Source organism: Pseudomonas sp. zfem004, from assembly GCF_032621715.1.
Lineage (GTDB): Bacteria > Pseudomonadota > Gammaproteobacteria > Pseudomonadales > Pseudomonadaceae > Aquipseudomonas > Aquipseudomonas sichuanensis.
In genome coordinates, this window is the sequence record NZ_JAVYJF010000003.1 from 122048 (window position 1) to 139049 (window position 17002).

A 17002-nucleotide genomic window follows, 5' to 3' on the forward strand; every position below is an offset into this window, starting at 1 on the left:
TGAGAATGGCGCAGTCCTGTGGGAGCGGGTTTACCCGCGAAAAGCTGCATGGCCGCTCAGGGGTATGTCAGCCAGCGTTGACTTCACAGGGCAACGCCAGCGTCGCCACAAACCCACCCTGCGGATGATTCGCCAGCGTCAGGCTGCCGCCATGACGCTCCGCCGCCTTGCGCGCGATCGCCAGCCCCAACCCATGCCCCGGTGCTTCCTGCCCCGGGGCGCGGAAGAACGGCTCGCCCAACTGCGCCAGATGTTCTTCTGCCACCCCCGGCCCATGGTCACGCACGCTCACGACAATACGCTCCTGTTCACGGTGGGCATCGATTTCGATCGGTTGCCCCTGCGGGTTGAAGCGCAGGGCATTGCGCAGCAGGTTGTCCGCCGCTCGCTCGATCAAGGTCGGCCAGCCTTGCAGGGTCAGCCCTGGCTGCATCTGCAGGCGCACTTCCTGATCCGGCGCCGCCAACTGGGCGTCTTTACGCACGCCACCCAGCACGGCATTGAGGTCCACGGGCTCGGCATGCGCCTGCTCGGCATCGACCCGGGCCAGCACCAGGATTTCACTGATCAGGTCTTCCAGGCGGTCGCATTCACGGGTCAGTCGTGGCCACAGGGCCTGGCGCTGTTCGGGCCCGGCGCGTTCGGCCAGGGCAAGGGCGACGCGCAGGCGCGCCAGGGGCGAGCGCAATTCGTGTGACACATCGCGCAGCAACTGGCGCTGGCTGCCGATCAGGCTCTGCAGGCGTGCGCCCATCTTGTTGAAGTCGTTGGCCAGTACGCCGAACTCGTCGCGGCGCACGGCCAGGCGCGCCAGGCTGTTCTGTTGGTAGCTGGTCTGCCCCAGGTCATGCACCGCGCCGCGCAGACGGCTCAGCGGGCGGGTGATCGACAGGGTCACCAACAGGCTGAACAGGGTCAGCACCACCAGCGCGATGCCCAGCGCGCTGAGCGGCCAGATCAGGCTTTCGCGGTGCCAGGCGGCCAGTTCCGGGTGGGGGATACGGTAGATCAGCAGATAGGTTTCGCCGCTGGTGGGGCTGGTGTATTCCTCGGTCAGGCGGCGCCAGGGCAGGCGGCGTTCGTCGTTGTGCTGGCGCGCCTCGAAAGCGGCAGCGCGGCGCGGGAAGGTACCGGGCACCACGGCATCGCCACTGTCGTCGAGCACTTGCACGTCGATCTTGTAGCGTTGCTTGCGCCGCTCGAGGAAGCGTTGCGACGACTCCAGGCCTTCCTGCTCGTAATGCTGCACCCAGCGGCTGGCCAGGGTGTTCAGGCCGGGGTGGCGGCTGAGGATCCAGGTGTCCTGGTTGAGCATGTGGCCGAGCAGGATCGACAGGCCGGCGACCAGGGCGATGGCCAGCCAGAAGCTGGCCAGGATGCGCCAGAACAGTGAACGCAAGACGAGCACCTCCGCAAAATGGCAAAAGCCCGGCCCGCGAGGGCGCGGGCCGGGCATGGGGTGGACAGCTTACTGGGCCTTGGTGGCTTTTTCAGCCTTCCAGGCCTGGAACTCTTGCCACTCGGCTTTGCGCGCGGCGCGTTCCTTCTGCAGTTCGTCGAACTTCTTCTGCTGGTCCGGCTTGAGCAGGGCGCGGATCTGGCCTTCGGTCTTGTCGTGGCTGGCTTTGATTTCGTCCTTCATGGCCTTCTGCTCGGCAGCTGGCAGTTTGTTCATGTAGCGCTCGGTGATGTCGCGGCGTTGCTGCATCTGCTCGCCCATCAGCTTGCCGATCTGCTGGCGTTGGTCGCGGCTCAGGTCCAGTTGGGCGAAAGGCGCGTCACCGCGATGATGCGGGCCGTCGTGACGCGGGCCGCCTTCAGGCATGGCCATGGCCACGGTCGGCAGGGCGGCGGCGAACATCAGGGCGATAAGGGTCTTGCGCATGGTGTCTCTCCTTTCAGGGGCCGGTGGTTACCGGATGAGCCCAGTCTAGGGAGATCAAGGTCAAGGGCGGTCAGGCGAGGGTAAAGGCTGGGTAAAGATCAACGGAGCCGCTGGACGTTCGTGGGAGCGGGCTTGCCCCGCGATGGCGTCGGCGCAACCACCCGGGTTTTCCCTGCCAACGCTATCGCGGGGCAAGCCCGCTCCCACGTAGCGTCGCTCCCACGCTGAATCCTGTCAGAGGCTGTAGTAGTAACCCCGGCTACGCAGCGCGACGATGCGCGGGCGGCCGTCGGCGTGCGGGCCGATCTTCTTGCGCAGGTTGCTGACATGCATGTCCAGGCTGCGGTCGTAGAGGGTGAGCTTGCGGCCCAGGCCGATCTGCGCCAGCTCCTGCTTGTCCAGCGGCTCACCGGGCTGGCGCAGCAAGGCTTCGAGGATGCGGCTCTCGGACAAAGTAAGGGTCATCTCGCGCTGGTCGATGCTGACCACCCCGCGTACCGGGCTGAAGACCATGTCGCCGACCTCGATCTGCGAGGTGGGCGCGCTGGGGTGGCTGCGGCGCAGCACTGCGCGCAGGCGAGCGGTGAGCTCGCGAGGGTCGCAGGGTTTGGCCAGGTAGTCGTCGGCGCCGAGCTCCAGGCCCAGGATCCGGTCCAGCGGCTCGCCACGGGCCGAGAGCATCAGCACCGGCAGGTCGGCGTGTTCGTTGCGCAGCTGCTTGAGCAGTTCCAGGCCGCTGCCATCGGGCAACATCACATCCAGTACCACCGCTGCCGGAGCGTGGGCGGCCAGGGCCTGGCGCGCGCTCAGGCCATCGTGGCAGGCGCGCACCTCAAAGCCTTCCTGGGTCAGCCAGCTGCCAAGCAGCTCACACAGCTCCTGGTCATCATCAATCAGTAACAGCTCGCTCATGTCTCACTCAATTCAACCATTGCCGGCGTCGTCTGTGACCGCCGCTGGCTAAGATACCGCAGACTACCGACAACAGTGCAACGGCCGAGCCGATCAGGAACCATTGTTGCTGGTCGGTGAGCAGGCGTTGCACAGGATTGGCCGCGGCCTGCAGCTCCTTGATGGCCAGCTTCAGGCGCTGGTTGTCCTGGCGCAGGCGGCTCAGTTGGGCACTCTCGCGCTCGCTGTCCTGGCTCTGCATTTGCTGGGCCAGCAGGGTGCGTTGTTTCTCGCTCTCTTCCAGGCGCTGCTGCAGCTCGGTGATCCGCGCTCCGGCTTCCAGCGACAACGGCTGTTCGGCCGCGGCGAAAGGGGATAGCAGCAACAGGCAAAGCAGCACGGACATCGGACCTTGACGCATTGGGACTCCTGATTCTTGTCGGTTCAGGAGGTTGTCGGCCGGTCGTCGCAATTTATGAATAGTGCAGTGCGGGGGTGTAGCTGGGAGCAGCTGCGTGGGAGCGGGCTGGCCCCGCGATAGCGATAGCTTGGACTGGCGCAATCGCGGGGCAAGCCCGCTCCCACGAAGCTGCACCCACAACAACTACTCAAAAGCCTGTTACGGCAGGACTTGCTTGAACGGCTTGACCACGACCTTGTCGTAGACGCCGGCAGCAATGTACGGGTCGGCGTCGGCCCAGGCCTGGGCGGCGGCCAGCGATTCGAACTCGGCGACGATCAGGCTGCCGCTGAAGCCGGCGGCGCCCGGGTCGTTGCTGTCGATGGCCGGGTGCGGGCCGGCCAGGACCACGCGGCCTTCGGCCTTGAGCTGTTGCAGGCGCTCGATGTGGGCGGGGCGGGCGGCCAGGCGTTTTTCCAGGGAGTTCGCGACGTCGCTGGCGATGATGGCGTAGAGCATGTCAGTCCTTGGGTTTGGAAGTGGAGGGGTCGGTGTCGTGCAGGTGGCGCGAAAGGTATACACCCTGCGCCACCAGGAAGATCACGGTCATGCCCAGGCTGCCGAACACCTTGAAGTCGACCCAGAAGTCCTGGAAGGTGAAGGCGACGAACAGGTTGGCGGCGCCGCAGACCAGGAAGAACAGGATCCATGCCAGGTTCAGGCGGGTCCAGACTGTTTCTGGAAGTGTCAGGGCGTGGCCCATGATGCGTTTGATCAGCACCCGGTCACCGATGAAGTGGCTGCCGGCGAAGGCCAGGGCAAACAGCCAGTTGACCACCGGCGCCTTCCACTTGAGGAAGGTTTCGCTGTGGAACGCCAGGGTCAGCCCGCCGAACACCAGGCAGGCAACCAGGGTCAGCAACTGGCCTTTCTCGAGCTTGCGGTGGCGCAGGAACAGCGCGCCGTAAACCACCAGCGAACTGAGGATAAGCATCGCCGTGGCGCTGTAGATACCGCCGAATTCAAAGCTGTGGCCTGCGAATTCGACCGGGCGCGGGTCCAGTTTGTAAACGATGAAGAACAGCAGCAGCGGGATGAAATCGATGAATTGTTTCACAGTGGCAGCCAGAAGCGGGATGTGACGGCATAATAACAAACATCGATTCCGGCGAAAGCGCTCCACCATGAATGTTGATCTGCACTGTCACAGCACGGCCTCCGACGGCGCCCTGTCGCCCACGGCACTGGTCGCCCGGGCCCATGAGCATGGGGTGCGGACCTTGTCGCTCACCGACCACGACACCCTCGAAGGGCTGCCCGAGGCCCGCCAGGCCTGCCTCGACAATGGCATGCACTGGGTCAGTGGCGTGGAGCTGTCGTGCACCTGGGGCGGCGCGACCATCCATGTGCTGGGTTACGACTTCCCCCTCGATGCACCGCCTTTGCTCGAAGCCATCGAAAACCTCCACCGTGGCCGCTGGCTGCGCGCCGAAGAGATCGATCGCAAGCTGGCCGCCAAGGGCATGCCCGGGGCGCTCGAAGGTGCACGGGCGGTGCAGCAGGAACTGGGCGACAGCGGCAACGCCCCGGCACGCCCGCATTTCGCCGAGTTCATGGTGCGCGCAGGCTTCGTCAAGGACCGCGGCGAAGCGTTTCGCAAGTGGCTGGGCGCCGGCAAGCTGGGCGACGTCAAGTTGCACTGGCCGACACTCGAGGAAACCGTCGCCACGCTGCGCCAGTCCAATGCGTGGGTGAGCCTGGCTCATCCCATGCACTACGAACTGACCCGCAGCAAGCGCAGACGGCTGATTGCCGACTATATTCAGGCAGGTGGGCAGGCACTGGAAGTGGTCAATGGGATGATGCCGCCCGAGCAGGTGGGGACGATGTCCATCCTCACCCGTGAGTTCGGCCTGCTGGCAAGCGCTGGCAGTGATTTCCACGGCCCCGGCACCTGGGGCGAGATCGGTGCCTACCGGCCATTGCCTGAGGACTTGCCACCCCTGTGGCGCCGATTCCGACATGAACAGCCTATGGCGGTATGAACAGGACGACTTCGTGAGCCAATTTTTCCAGATTCATCCGGAGAACCCGCAACCACGTTTGATCCGCCAGGCGGTGGAGATCATCCGTAAAGGCGGCGTGGTGGTCTACCCGACCGATTCGGCCTACGCCCTGGGTTGCCAGATCGGCGACAAGGCGGCTATCGAACGGGTGCGGCGCCTGCGCGGCCTGGACAAGTCGCACAACTTCACCCTGATGTGTTGCGACATGTCGCAACTCGGGTTGTATGCCAAGGTCGATACCGGCACCTTCCGCCTGCTCAAGGCCCATGTGCCAGGGCCTTATACCTTCATCCTCAACGGCACCCGCGAGGTGCCGCGCCTGTTGCTGCACGAGAAGCGCCGGACCATCGGCCTGCGTGTGCCGGACCATGCCATTACCCTGGCGCTGCTGGCCGAGCTGGGCGAGCCGTTGATGAGCGTGAGCCTGATCCTGCCGGGCGATAGCGAGCCGATGACTGACCCTTATGAAATCCGCGAACGGCTGGAGCACCATGTCGACCTGGTCATCGACGGCGGTTTCGGTGACCTGAAGGCCTCCACCATCATCGACCTGTCCGGCGACGAGCCTTCGCTGATCCGCGAAGGGTGCGGCGACCCCACCCCCTTCCTGGCCAACGCGTGAGCCAGGTGGAAGCGCCCGAGGCGCCGGCCGGCGAGGCCGAGTCGCCTTTCCAGCTGCAGTTGGCCCTGGTCTACGGCGAAGCCCTGACCGAGCTGCCGGTGGACCTGTACATCCCGCCGGACGCCCTGGAGGTCTTCCTCGAAGCCTTCGAAGGCCCGCTCGACCTGCTGCTGTACCTGATCCGCAAGCAGAACGTCGACATCCTCGATATCCCGGTGGCGGAAATCACCCGCCAGTACATGAGCTATGTCGAGCTGATGAAGAACGTGCGCCTGGAGCTGGCCGCCGAGTACCTGGTGATGGCTGCGATGCTTGCCGAGATCAAGTCGCGCATGCTGCTGCCGCGCTCCGCCGAAGTGGAGGAAGAAGAGGGCGACCCGCGCGCCGAGCTGATCCGCCGCCTGCAGGAGTACGAGCGCTTCAAGGCTGCCGCCGAGGGCATTGATGAGTTGCCACGGGTTGGCCGCGAGGTGGTAGTGCCGCAGCTGGATGCGCCCCAGGCCAAGGTGCGCAAGCTGCTGCCTGATGTCGCCCTGGAAGAGATCCTGTTGTCCATGGCCGAGGTCATGCGCCGCAACGACTTGTTCGAAAGCCACCAGATCACCCGCGAGGCCCTGTCTACTCGCGAGCGCATGAGCCAGGTGCTCGAACGCCTCAAGGGCGGCGAGTTCGTGCCCTTCGTCGAGCTGTTCAGCGCCGAGGAAGGCAAGCTCGGGGTGGTGGTGACCTTCATGGCGATTCTTGAGCTGGTGAAGGAATCGCTGATCGAACTGGTGCAAAATGAGGCTTTCGCCCCGATCCACGTCCGTGCGCGGGCAGAGTGACCTGACGACCCCATGAACCTGAACGAACCCCGTGAACTCGCGTCGCTGATCGAGGCTTTCCTGCTTGCCTCGGGCAAGCCGCAATCCCTGGAGCGCCTGTACGAACTGTTCGAAGAGGCCGAGCGTCCGGCGCCGGCTGTCTTCAAGAAAGCTCTGGAGGTGCTCGGCAAGTCCTGCAATGGCCGCGCCTTCGAGCTCAAGGAGGTGGCCACCGGTTACCGCCTGCAGATCCGCGAAAGCTATGCGCCCTGGGTCGGCCGCCTGTGGGAAGAGCGCCCGCAGCGCTATTCCCGTGCCTTGCTTGAAACCATTGCGCTGATCGCCTATCGCCAGCCCATTACCCGTGGCGAGATCGAGGATGTGCGTGGGGTGGCGGTGAACAGCAACATCATCAAGACCCTGATGGAGCGTGAGTGGATCCGTATCGTCGGTTACCGTGAGGTGCCCGGGCGGCCGGCCATGTTCGCCACCACCAAGGCATTCCTCGATCACTTCAACCTCAAGAGCCTCGATCAGCTCCCGGCGTTGGCCGAGTTGCGCGAGTTGGAGCCAGAGGCGCCACTCGACGACCCGGACGAGGCGCCAGTGCCCGCGCACTTGCAGGCCTTGGCCGATGCCAGCCTGGGCGAGGAGGGTGAAGCGCCAGCGCCGAAGGATGAAACCAGTTTCCGCTCGCTGCTGGTGGAGCTGGATGCGATGGAAGAGGGGCTCAAGACTGATTTCGATGATTTGCGCGAAGAGCCTGAAGCGCAAGCCAAGCTGGAGCCCTGATGCTCATGTGTCTGCTGCGCCGGCCTCTTCGCGGGTGAACCCGCTCCCACAGGGGATGCGGGCCCCTGTGGGAGCGGGTTTACCCGCGAAGAGGCCATGCAGTGCCATCTGGCAGAAAACGCCCCTCAACCTCAAAAAACAGCCTACCCTCCAGTGCGTTCCCGCGCCGAACCGCGTATGATGCGCGCCCCTTTGGCGCATCCGTCGCCAAAAACCGCTTTCACTAATACACCGGGAGGTGCCCAGATGAGTGAGCAAGACCTGCAGGACCAACAACCCACCCCTCCGTCCGGCGAAAAGCTGCAGAAAGTGCTGGCGCGCATCGGCGTGGGCTCGCGTCGTGACGTCGAGGCCTGGATCGCCCAGGGCCGTATCAAGGTCAACGGTGTCGAGGCCACCCTGGGCCTTCGCGTCGACCTGCACGACGCCATCACCGTCGACGGCAAGCTGATCAAGCGCGTCGAGGCCGCCGAAGCGACCCGCCGCGTGATCATGTACAACAAGCCCGACGGCGAAATCTGCACCCGTGACGACCCGGAAGGCCGCCCGACCGTGTTCGACCGCCTGCCGCGTCCGAAAGAGGGCCGTTGGATCAACATCGGCCGCCTGGACATCAACACCACCGGCCTGCTGCTGTTCACCACCGACGGTGAACTGGCCAACCGCCTGATGCACCCGTCCTACGAGATGGACCGCGAGTACGCCGTGCGCGTGCGTGGTGAGGTCGACGACGACATGGTCGAGCGCCTCAAGGCTGGCGTGATGCTCGAGGATGGCCCGGCCAAGTTCACCGACATCCAGAAGGCTCCGGGCGGTGAAGGCTTCAACCACTGGTACCACTGCGTGGTGATGGAAGGCCGTAACCGCGAAGTGCGTCGCCTGTGGGAGTCGCAAGGCGTGGTGGTCAGCCGCCTGAAGCGCGTGCGTTTCGGCCCGGTGTTCCTCAACTCCGACCTGCCGATGGGCCGCTGGCGCGAAATGAGCCAGGGCGAGATCGATATCCTGGCCGCCGAAGTGGGTCTGCAGCCGGTGGCACTGCCAACGCTGAACCTCAAGGCCAAGGACAAGATGGAGCGCATGCAGCGCAAGTCGACCCGCCCATTGGGCCGTGGCGAGCGTGTGCGCACCCTGCGTCCGGCCGGTGAAGGTCAGGCCGAGCGCCCTGCGCGTGCGCCGCGTGAAGAGGCTGCGCCGCGCAAAGGCAACCGTGGCAGCGCGGTGGCCGAGCGTCCGAGTGAGATGCGCAAGCGTCCCTCCCGCCCGGACGGCGACAAGCCGGCCGGCCGTGGTCGCGGCAAGCCGCGTGGCTGATCGGCCCGTGTAGCGAAAGAGCCAGCCTCCGGGCTGGCTTTTTTGTGCCCGCGAATTGGCGCGGGCCCTGTGGGAGCGGCCTTGTGTCGCGAAAGGGCCGCAAAGCGGCCCCGGCAATATCAGCGTGATGCATAAATCCTGGGGGCGCTTCGCACCCCTTTCGCGACACAAGGCCGCTCCTACAGGGTGCAGGGCTGAGAACCGGTCCAAATAGCTGATTCAAAAGAAATTTCTCTAGGTTTTGGAAAGTTTCTGAACCGCCTTGTAAAGAAAATTGTACGAATCGCGGCAAAATTCCCGGCCAAACACGAATTTTCCTACCGCTGTAAACAGAACTTGCCGCGCCCGCCGTTCCAGAGCCATCCGCCCTCGATTCGCCCCCTTGTCCAAACCCCGCCCGCACGTTGATATAGCGCCATTGCCGTGTGCAACGCCTGGCCAAAGAGCCCGGTAACAGAACAACAAATGGAGGCGCCATGTACGCCGATCACTCCGCCTTTTCAGGCCTTCGCCCCAGGACCGCTGCGTTTTTTCCACAGGAAACGATGCAACGCGTTGACGCCTGCGCGTTTGCAGGGGTATACAATGCGCCGCGTTTTACCTGTGACCCCCTTGCGTACCGCGCACTCTTGCTGACACCCGGTTGATTCGCCCTGGGCCCTGCCCATCGCGACAGACCCGTCCAAGAACCCAAGGTAACCACCTTGCCCATTCCGCTGCGCCACGAGCGCGGTGGGTCCGATTCCGTCACAGATAAAAACAAGCAGGTGACTTCGTTCATGAGTGGACATACCTCACAGTCCGGCGAGCTCAAGCGTGGCTTGAAGAATCGCCATATCCAGCTGATCGCCCTGGGCGGCGCCATTGGCACCGGATTGTTCCTCGGCTCGGCCGGCGTGATGAAATCCGCGGGTCCGTCGATGATCCTCGGCTACGCCATCTGCGGCTTCATTGCCTTCATGATCATGCGCCAGCTGGGCGAGATGATCGTCGAGGAGCCGGTGGCCGGCTCCTTCAGCCACTTCGCGCACAAGTACTGGGGCGGTTTCGCCGGCTTCCTGTCGGGCTGGAACTGCTGGGTGCTGTACATCCTGGTCGGCATGTCGGAACTGTCGGCGGTGGGCAAGTACGTCCATTACTGGTGGCCGGAGATCCCGACCTGGGTCACCGCGGCAGGCTTCTTCCTGCTGATCAACGCCATCAACCTGATGAACGTGAAGTTCTTCGGCGAGGCCGAGTTCTGGTTCGCCATCATCAAGGTGGCCGCCATCGTCGGCATGATCGGCCTGGGTGCCTACCTGCTGACCAGCGGTAGCGGTGGCCCTGAGGCTACGGTCACCAACCTGTGGGCCCATGGCGGCTTCTTCCCTAATGGGGTCAGCGGCCTGGTGATGGCCCTGGCGTTCATCATGTTCTCCTTCGGTGGCCTGGAAATGCTCGGCTTCACCGCTGCCGAGGCCGACAAGCCGAAGACCGTGATCCCCAAGGCCATCAACCAGGTCATCTACCGCATCCTGATCTTCTACGTCGGTGCCCTGGTGGTACTGCTGTCGCTGACGCCGTGGGACACCCTGGTCGCCAGCATCGATGCCTCCGGTGGCAGCTATGGCAGCAGCCCGTTCGTCCAGGTGTTCTCGCTGCTGGGCAGTGACGTGGCCGCGCATCTGCTGAACTTCGTGGTCCTGACCGCGGCACTGTCGGTGTACAACAGCGGCACCTACTGCAATGCCCGTATGCTGCTGGGCATGGCCGAGCAGGGCGATGCCCCGGCGGCCCTGGCCAAGGTGGACAAGCGCGGTGTGCCGGTGCGTTCGATCCTGGTGTCGGCGGCCGTGACCCTGATCGCGGTGCTGCTCAACTACCTGATGCCGCAAAATGCCCTGGAGCTGCTGATGTCGCTGGTGGTAGCGACCCTGGTGATCAACTGGGCGATGATCAGCTACTCGCACCTGAAGTTCCGCCAGCACCTCGACCGTACCGGCCAGAAGCCGCTGTTCAAGGCGCTGTGGTACCCCTACGGCAACTATGTGGTGCTGGCGTTCGTGGTGCTGATCCTGGGCATCATGCTGCAGATCCCGGGCATTCAGGTGTCGGTGTATGCGATGCCGGTATGGCTGGTGGTGATGTATGTGGCCTATATGCTCAAGAGCAAGCGTGGGTCGCAGGCCAACGGTGCGGCTGGCACTGTTGCCAAGTAAGCGCTGAGGCTGGTTGAAGAAACCCGATGCCGGGAGACTGGCATCGGGTTTTTTGTTGTTGGCGCTGACGCCATCGCGGGGCAAGCCCGCTCCCACGAGGCTTTGAGCTGTGCGGCTTCTGTGGGAGCGGGCTTGCCCCGCGATGGCGTCGGTATTGGTGCTGGATGACTCAGATCTGTTCCAGCAACCAGCCACGAAACGCCCGCAATGAGGGTAATGCCTCATTCCTCGGCGGATAGATCAGGTAATAGCTGCGCTGGCTGGCGAACGGCACGCCTGGGCTGAACAGCTCGCCACTGGCCAGTTCCTCGGCTACCAGAATCCTGGGCACCAGGCCGATCCCTATCCCCGCCCGTACCGCCTGGATCAGGTGCGACGTCAGCTCGAAGCTCGGCCCCAGGCGCATCGCCCGGTGGGGCAGGGCATGGTGGGAGAACCATTCACCCCAGGCATGGGGGTTGTTGGCAACGTTGAGCAGCACCTCTTCGCTGATCCGCGCCGGGCTCCAGTGTTGGCCATCGCGAGCGCTTTCCGGTGGCAGGATCACCACCAGTTCCTCGGCATGCAGGCGATGGCAGATCAGCCCCGGCAAGTCGTGGCTGGCCACGCCGATGGCCGCGTCGATCTCACTGGTGTCGAAATTGATCGCTTCGATACGTGAATGAATATGCACCAGCATCCCCGGGTGGGCGCTGTAGAAGGCATGCAGGCGTGGCAGCAACCATTTCGAGCCGAAGGTCGGCAGGGTGGCCAGGCGCAGGGTGCCGACCCCGGACTGGTAGGCCAGCGCCTGCAAGGTGGCGCTGCGGATACGCCCCAACGCCTCGCTCAGCTCGCGCTGGTACAGGCGGCCGACGTCGGTCAGCAGTACCTGGCGGCCTTCGCGGCGAAACAGGGTTAGCCCCAGCTGCTGCTCAAGTGCCTGCACTTGCCGGCTCACCGCGCTTTGCGTAAGCGAAAGCTCCGCGGCGGCGCGGGTGTAGCTTTCGTGCCGGGCGGCGGCCTCGAATGCCAGCAGCAGTGACATCGATGGGGTGAGGTGGCGGTAATTCATTCATAAAACTCATTGATAGCGGCAGGAATATCCGTTTGCCCCTGACGCGAAACTACAGGAACATTGGCACATTCGTCATCCGCCTGAGTTGCATTCATGCCGGATGAACAGGAAACGCCCGTTTTTGTGGGAGCGGCGGTGCGCCGCTGCGACTTGCCCCGCGATGGTTCCTCCGATTACTACTGCGTCGCGCCTGAAACCGTGAACAAGCCCATATCAAGAGGCCATCCAACGATGATCGCCCAGTTGCTGCCCCGTGCGCCTGCCGCCAACTACCCCGAATTCCTCGAAGCCCTGAGAAGCAGCGGCTTCCGTGGCCAGATCAGCGCCGACTACGGCACCCGTACCGTGCTGGCCACCGACAACTCGATCTACCAGCGCCTGCCCCAGGCGGCGGTGTTCCCGCTGGACGCCGACGATGTAGCGCGGGTCGCCACGCTGATGGCCGAACCGCGCTTCCATGGCATCAAGCTCACCCCGCGCGGTGGCGGCACCGGCACCAACGGCCAGTCGCTGACCGACGGTATCGTCGTCGACCTGTCGCGGCACATGAACAAGATCCTCGAAATCAACGTCGAGGAGCGCTGGGTGCGGGTGCAGGCCGGCACGGTCAAGGACCAGCTCAACGCCGCGCTCAAGCCCCACGGCCTGTTCTTCGCGCCTGAACTGTCCACCTCCAACCGCGCCACCGTCGGCGGCATGATCAACACCGACGCCAGCGGCCAGGGCAGTTGCACCTACGGCAAGACCCGCGACCACGTGCTCGAGCTGCACAGCGTGCTGCTCGGTGGCGAGCGCCTGCACAGCCTGCCGATCGACGACGCCGCGCTGGAGCAGGCCTGCGCGGCGTCCGGCCGAGTGGGCGAGGTTTACCGCATGGCCCGCGAGATCCAGGAAACCCAGGGCGAGCTGATCGAAAGCACCTTCCCCAAGCTCAACCGCTGCCTGACCGGCTACGACCTGGCGCACCTGCGCGACGAGCAGGGCCGCTTCAACCTCAACAGCGTGCTGTGCGGCGCCGAGGGCTCGCTGGGCTACGTGGTCGAGGCCAAGCTCAACGTGCTGCCGATTCCGAAATACGCCGTGCTGGTCAACGTGCGCTACACCAGCTTCATGGACGCCCTGCGCGACGCCAATGCCCTGATGGCGCACAAGCCGCTGTCGATCGAGACCGTCGACTCCAAGGTGCTGATGCTGGCGATGAAGGACATCGTCTGGCACAGCGTCGCCGAATACTTCCCGGCCGACCCCGAGCGCCCGACCCTGGGCATCAACCTGGTGGAGTTCTGCGGTGACGAGCCGGACGAAGTCAATGCCCGGGTCCAGGCCTTCGTCGCGCACCTGCAGGCCGACAAGGGTGTCGAGCGCCTGGGCCACACCCTGGCCGAAGGTGCCGAGGCGGTAACCCGGGTGTACGTGATGCGCAAGCGTTCGGTGGGCCTGCTGGGCAACGTCGAAGGCGAAGTGCGTCCGCAGCCGTTCGTCGAAGACACCGCCGTGCCCCCGGAGCAGTTGGCCGATTACATTGCCGACTTCCGCGCGCTGCTGGATGGCTATGGCCTGGCCTACGGCATGTTCGGCCACGTCGATGCCGGCGTGCTGCACGTGCGCCCGGCGCTGGATATGAAAGACCCGGCCCAGGCCGCGCTGGTCAAGCCGATCTCCGATGCGGTGGCGACGCTGACCAAGAGCTACGGCGGCCTGCTGTGGGGCGAGCATGGCAAGGGCCTGCGCTCGGAATACGTGCCGGAGTACTTCGGCGAGCTGTACCCGGCCTTGCAGCGCCTGAAGGGCGCGTTCGACCCGCACAACCAGCTCAACCCCGGCAAGATCTGCACCCCGCCGGACAGCGCCGAAGGCCTGACCCCGGTCGATGGCGTGACCCTGCGCGGCGACCTTGACCGGACCATCGACGAGCGCGTCTGGCAGGACTTCGGCAGCGCCGTGCACTGCAACGGCAACGGCGCCTGCTACAACTACGACCCCAACGACGCCATGTGCCCGTCGTGGAAGGCCACCCGTGAACGCCAGCACTCGCCCAAGGGCCGTGCTTCGCTGATCCGCGAGTGGCTGCGCCTGCAGGGCGAGGCCAACATCGACGTGCTGGCCGCCGCACAGCGCAAGGCCTCCTGGCTCAAGGGGCTGCCGGCGCGGCTGCGCAACCGCCGTGCGCAGCAGCAGGGGCAGCAAGACTTCTCCCACGAGGTGTACGACGCCATGGCCGGCTGCCTGGCGTGCAAGTCCTGCGCGGGGCAGTGCCCGATCAAGGTCAACGTGCCGGACTTCCGCTCGCGCTTCCTCGAGCTGTACCACGGCCGCTATCAGCGCCCGCTGCGCGATTACCTGATCGGTTCGCTGGAGTTCAGCATTCCGTACCTGGCCCACGCCCCAGGCCTGTACAACGCGGTGATGGGCTCGAAATGGGTGAGCAAGCTGCTGGCCGACCAGGTAGGCATGGTCGACAGCCCGCTGATCAGCCGCTTCAACTTCCAGGCCACCTTGACCCGTTGCCGCGTGCAGGTGGCCAGCGTGCCGGCCCTGCGCGAGCTGACCCCGGCCCAGCGCGAGCGCAGCATCGTGCTGGTGCAGGATGCCTTTACCCGCTACTTCGAGACGCCGCTGCTGGCCTCGTTCATCGAGCTGGCCCATCGCCTGGGGCACAAGGTGTTCCTCGCGCCCTACAGCGCCAACGGCAAACCGCTGCATGTGCAGGGCTTCCTCGGTGCCTTCGCCAAGGCGGCCATCCGCAACGGTACCCAGCTCAAGGCCCTGGCCGACTGCGGCGTGCCGCTGGTGGGGCTGGACCCGGCGATGACCCTGGTGTATCGCCAGGAGTACCAGAAGGTCGACGGCCTGGAGGGCTGCCCGCAAGTGCTGCTGCCCCAGGAATGGCTGATGGACGTGCTGCCCGAGCAGGCGCCGGCCAAGGCGGGCAGCTTCCGCCTGATGGCCCACTGCACCGAGAAGACCAATGTGCCGGCCAGTACCAAGCAGTGGGAGCAGGTGTTCGCGCGGATGGGTCTGAAGCTGGTCACCGAGGCCACGGGGTGCTGTGGCATGTCGGGGACCTATGGGCACGAGGCGCGTAACCAGCAAACCTCGAAGACCATCTTCGAGCAGTCCTGGGCGACCAAGCTGGACAAGGACGGCGAGGCGCTGGCGACCGGTTATTCGTGCCGCAGCCAGGTCAAGCGCATGACCGAGAAGCAGTTGCGCCATCCGCTGGAGGTGGTGCTGCAGTTCGCGCAGCGCTGATCGGCGCTAATCCTGCACCGGCCTCTTCGCGGGTAAACCCGCTCCCACAGGAATTCGCTTTTCTCAAGAAAGGCGCGGTCCCTGTGGGAGCGGGTTTACCCGCGAATAGGCCGGTGCAGGTTTGTACCGTTCAGTTGTTCTGGCGCATCCGCCGCGCCTGGCGGTACAGATACAGGCTCAACACCAGCCCGCACGCCGCCGCCCCTGCCGCAAACAGGAACATCGAGGCAAAACCGAACCCCGCCGCCACCGCGCCCACCAGCGGCCCGGTAATCCCCAGCGACAGGTCGATGAACAGCGAGTAGGCCCCCACCGCCGCGCCGCGGTTGGCCGCCGATACCTGGTTCACCGCCTCGACGCCCAGCGCCGGGAACACCAGGGAGAAGCCGAAACCACTGAGCGCCGCGCCGGCCAGGGCCATCTCGGCGCTCGGTGCCAACCACAGCATCAGCAACCCAAGGGTCTCCACCGACAAGCAAACGATTGCCACGCGAAAACCACCCAGCCGGTTGATCATGTTGCCGAACAGCAACCGCGCACTGATGAAGCTGGCGCCGAACAGGCTCAGGGTCAGCGCCGCGTTGGGCCAGTCGCGGCTGGCGTAGTACAGGGTGATGAACGTGGCGATGGTGCCGAAGCCGATCGAGCCCAGGGCCAGCCCCGAGCCATGGGGGAACACCTTGCCCAGTACTTGCAGGAACGGCAGGCGCACCCCGCTGACCACAGGCGCAGCGCGCTTGGGCCAGGCCAGCAGCAGACCGAGTGCACCCAGCAGGATGATGCTCGCGCCCATGCTCCACAGCCCAAGGTGCTTGACCATCAGCACGCCAAGCGGCGCGCCGATGGCCAGTGCGCCATAGCTGGCGATGCCGTTCCAGGAGATCACCTTGGCGGTGTTGTCCGCGCCGACCCGGCCGATGCCCCAGCCGATCGAACCCGAGCCCACCAGGCTTTCCGCGCTGCCCAGTACCAGGCGGCCGATCAGCAGGCAGGTCAGGCTCAGCCATGGCCAGGGCGTAAGGAAGTGGCAGGCGAGCATGAACACGCCGCTCAGGCCGCAGCCGGCCAGGCCCCACATCACGGCTTTCTTGCTGCCAAGGTTGTCGATGATGCGGCTGGCGGTGGGGCGGCTGAGCAGCGTGGCCAGGTACTGCACACTGATCACCAGGCCGGCGATGACGGCGCTGAAGCCCAGTTGGTTGTGCACATAGCCCGGCAACACAGCGAGGGGGATGCCGATGTTCAGGTAGCCGATGAAGGTGAAGAGGACGATCGAGACGACTTGCAGGGTGACCGCAAGGGGGCGGGGTGAATCGGGCATGGGGCCTTCAGTGGGTAGAGGTTCTGGACGGTGTGAAAACGCGATGGCGGGGAGTTTCCCACAGGCCAGCCGTTTTCACACTGTCGGGGTCTGCGCGGTTATTCCTGGTCAGCGCTGGATTGATCGTCACCGTGCGGTTCGACGGCAGGCGTCGGTTCGGCGTGGGCGGCAACGGATTGCTCTTCGGGGTTCAGGCTTGGGAAGGGAAGATTCGGGATTTCATGCATCTCGTCGTTCCTCGCAAGTGTGAGTGAAAAGACTGCGCGTGGCGCGTGTGTGGCTTCGAAAAGCAGGGGCAGGATACAGCAGTGAGGATGACAGTTTGAGATTTTTCCGCCCCGCGGGTCGGTTTTTATGGGCGGATATCGGCCAGGATGGCGAAGCGCCGCCAATTCAAGGCGGCG

At 64.8% G+C, this 17002-nt stretch carries 16 protein-coding genes; 7 read left to right on the top strand and 9 right to left on the bottom strand.

Features of this window, described 5'->3' with window-relative positions; genetic code table 11:
• Nucleotides 1–67 precede the first annotated feature (67 nt).
• The 6 genes from RTH46_RS04215 to RTH46_RS04240 form a co-directional block, all read right to left on the bottom strand.
• Nucleotides 68–1456 carry a sensor histidine kinase gene (locus tag RTH46_RS04215; protein WP_153787652.1) on the bottom strand — a complete coding sequence of 463 codons (1389 nt, stop codon included), beginning with the start codon at nt 1454–1456 and terminating at the stop codon, nt 68–70.
• A gap of 12 nt (nt 1457–1468) precedes the next feature.
• Nucleotides 1469–1885: an LTXXQ domain protein gene (locus RTH46_RS04220; RefSeq protein ID WP_316905106.1), complete on the bottom strand. Its 417-nt coding sequence runs from the start codon at nt 1883–1885 to the stop codon at nt 1469–1471.
• 234 nt (nt 1886–2119) lie between these two features.
• Nucleotides 2120–2797 (bottom strand): response regulator transcription factor, encoded by a 678-nt coding sequence (locus tag RTH46_RS04225; protein ID WP_153787651.1) that lies wholly within the window; start codon nt 2795–2797, stop codon nt 2120–2122.
• Nucleotides 2798–2804: 7 nt separating this feature from the next.
• Entirely contained in the window at nt 2805–3197 is a 393-nt protein-coding gene (locus RTH46_RS04230; RefSeq protein WP_153787650.1) for a translation initiation factor 2, read from the bottom strand.
• A 198-nt stretch (nt 3198–3395) separates the two neighbouring features.
• On the bottom strand, nt 3396–3695 hold the full coding sequence (locus RTH46_RS04235) for a YciI family protein (RefSeq protein WP_110991937.1): 300 nt from the start codon (nt 3693–3695) through the stop codon (nt 3396–3398).
• Between the two features lies 1 nt (nt 3696).
• Nucleotides 3697–4293 carry a septation protein A gene (locus RTH46_RS04240; RefSeq protein WP_153787649.1) on the bottom strand — a complete coding sequence of 199 codons (597 nt, stop codon included), beginning with the start codon at nt 4291–4293 and terminating at the stop codon, nt 3697–3699.
• A 67-nt stretch (nt 4294–4360) separates the two neighbouring features.
• Here RTH46_RS04240 and RTH46_RS04245 point away from each other — a divergent pair, with 67 nt between their 5' ends.
• From RTH46_RS04245 to RTH46_RS04270, 6 genes are all read left to right on the top strand, one after another.
• A complete protein-coding gene (locus tag RTH46_RS04245) occupies nt 4361–5221 on the top strand; it encodes a PHP domain-containing protein (RefSeq protein WP_125465045.1) in 861 nt (286 codons plus the stop codon).
• 13 nt (nt 5222–5234) lie between these two features.
• The gene (locus tag RTH46_RS04250; RefSeq protein WP_279845412.1) at nt 5235–5864 is read left to right on the top strand and encodes an L-threonylcarbamoyladenylate synthase; all 630 of its coding nucleotides are present in this window, start codon (nt 5235–5237) and stop codon (nt 5862–5864) included.
• A 125-nt stretch (nt 5865–5989) separates the two neighbouring features.
• A complete protein-coding gene (locus RTH46_RS04255; RefSeq protein ID WP_316905173.1) occupies nt 5990–6688 on the top strand; it encodes a ScpA family protein in 699 nt (232 codons plus the stop codon).
• Between the two features lie 12 nt (nt 6689–6700).
• Nucleotides 6701–7459, top strand: coding sequence for an SMC-Scp complex subunit ScpB (gene scpB, locus RTH46_RS04260; protein ID WP_125859564.1), 759 nt, complete (start codon nt 6701–6703; stop codon nt 7457–7459).
• A gap of 246 nt (nt 7460–7705) precedes the next feature.
• Nucleotides 7706–8770 carry a 23S rRNA pseudouridine(2605) synthase RluB gene (rluB, locus tag RTH46_RS04265; RefSeq protein WP_316905107.1) on the top strand — a complete coding sequence of 355 codons (1065 nt, stop codon included), beginning with the start codon at nt 7706–7708 and terminating at the stop codon, nt 8768–8770.
• A 779-nt stretch (nt 8771–9549) separates the two neighbouring features.
• Nucleotides 9550–10968 carry an amino acid permease gene (locus RTH46_RS04270; RefSeq protein ID WP_153787644.1) on the top strand — a complete coding sequence of 473 codons (1419 nt, stop codon included), beginning with the start codon at nt 9550–9552 and terminating at the stop codon, nt 10966–10968.
• Nucleotides 10969–11137: 169 nt separating this feature from the next.
• On the opposite strand, the gene RTH46_RS04275 is transcribed toward RTH46_RS04270, so the two are convergent.
• Nucleotides 11138–12022, bottom strand: a complete 885-nt coding sequence (locus RTH46_RS04275; RefSeq protein ID WP_316905108.1) for a LysR substrate-binding domain-containing protein — start codon at nt 12020–12022, stop codon at nt 11138–11140.
• A 234-nt stretch (nt 12023–12256) separates the two neighbouring features.
• On the opposite strand from RTH46_RS04275, the gene RTH46_RS04280 reads away from it, so the two are divergent.
• Nucleotides 12257–15277, top strand: coding sequence for an FAD-binding and (Fe-S)-binding domain-containing protein (locus RTH46_RS04280; protein ID WP_316905109.1), 3021 nt, complete (start codon nt 12257–12259; stop codon nt 15275–15277).
• A 130-nt stretch (nt 15278–15407) separates the two neighbouring features.
• Here the strand turns inward: RTH46_RS04280 and RTH46_RS04285 are convergent, their stop codons facing one another.
• On the bottom strand, nt 15408–16598 hold the full coding sequence (locus RTH46_RS04285) for an MFS transporter (protein ID WP_316905110.1): 1191 nt from the start codon (nt 16596–16598) through the stop codon (nt 15408–15410).
• Nucleotides 16599–16696: 98 nt separating this feature from the next.
• Nucleotides 16697–16825 (bottom strand): hypothetical protein, encoded by a 129-nt coding sequence (locus RTH46_RS04290; protein ID WP_256671375.1) that lies wholly within the window; start codon nt 16823–16825, stop codon nt 16697–16699.
• Nucleotides 16826–17002 lie beyond the last annotated feature (177 nt).

Bases quoted from the DNA above. Each gene is read 5' to 3' on its own strand.
- RTH46_RS04215 (WP_153787652.1), bottom strand. From the start codon at position 1,456: ATGCCCGGCCCGCGCCCTCGCGGGCCGGGCTTTTGCCATTTTGCGGAG.
- RTH46_RS04220 (WP_316905106.1), bottom strand. From the start codon at position 1,885: ATGCGCAAGACCCTTATCGCCCTGATGTTCGCCGCCGCCCTGCCGACC.
- RTH46_RS04225 (WP_153787651.1), bottom strand. From the start codon at position 2,797: ATGAGCGAGCTGTTACTGATTGATGATGACCAGGAGCTGTGTGAGCTG.
- RTH46_RS04230 (WP_153787650.1), bottom strand. From the start codon at position 3,197: ATGCGTCAAGGTCCGATGTCCGTGCTGCTTTGCCTGTTGCTGCTATCC.
- RTH46_RS04235 (WP_110991937.1), bottom strand. From the start codon at position 3,695: ATGCTCTACGCCATCATCGCCAGCGACGTCGCGAACTCCCTGGAAAAA.
- RTH46_RS04245 (WP_125465045.1), top strand. From the start codon at position 4,361: ATGAATGTTGATCTGCACTGTCACAGCACGGCCTCCGACGGCGCCCTG.
- scpB (WP_125859564.1), top strand. From the start codon at position 6,701: ATGAACCTGAACGAACCCCGTGAACTCGCGTCGCTGATCGAGGCTTTC.
- rluB (WP_316905107.1), top strand. From the start codon at position 7,706: ATGAGTGAGCAAGACCTGCAGGACCAACAACCCACCCCTCCGTCCGGC.
- RTH46_RS04270 (WP_153787644.1), top strand. From the start codon at position 9,550: ATGAGTGGACATACCTCACAGTCCGGCGAGCTCAAGCGTGGCTTGAAG.
- RTH46_RS04275 (WP_316905108.1), bottom strand. From the start codon at position 12,022: ATGAATTACCGCCACCTCACCCCATCGATGTCACTGCTGCTGGCATTC.
- RTH46_RS04280 (WP_316905109.1), top strand. From the start codon at position 12,257: ATGATCGCCCAGTTGCTGCCCCGTGCGCCTGCCGCCAACTACCCCGAA.
- RTH46_RS04285 (WP_316905110.1), bottom strand. From the start codon at position 16,598: ATGCCCGATTCACCCCGCCCCCTTGCGGTCACCCTGCAAGTCGTCTCG.
- RTH46_RS04290 (WP_256671375.1), bottom strand. From the start codon at position 16,825: ATGCATGAAATCCCGAATCTTCCCTTCCCAAGCCTGAACCCCGAAGAG.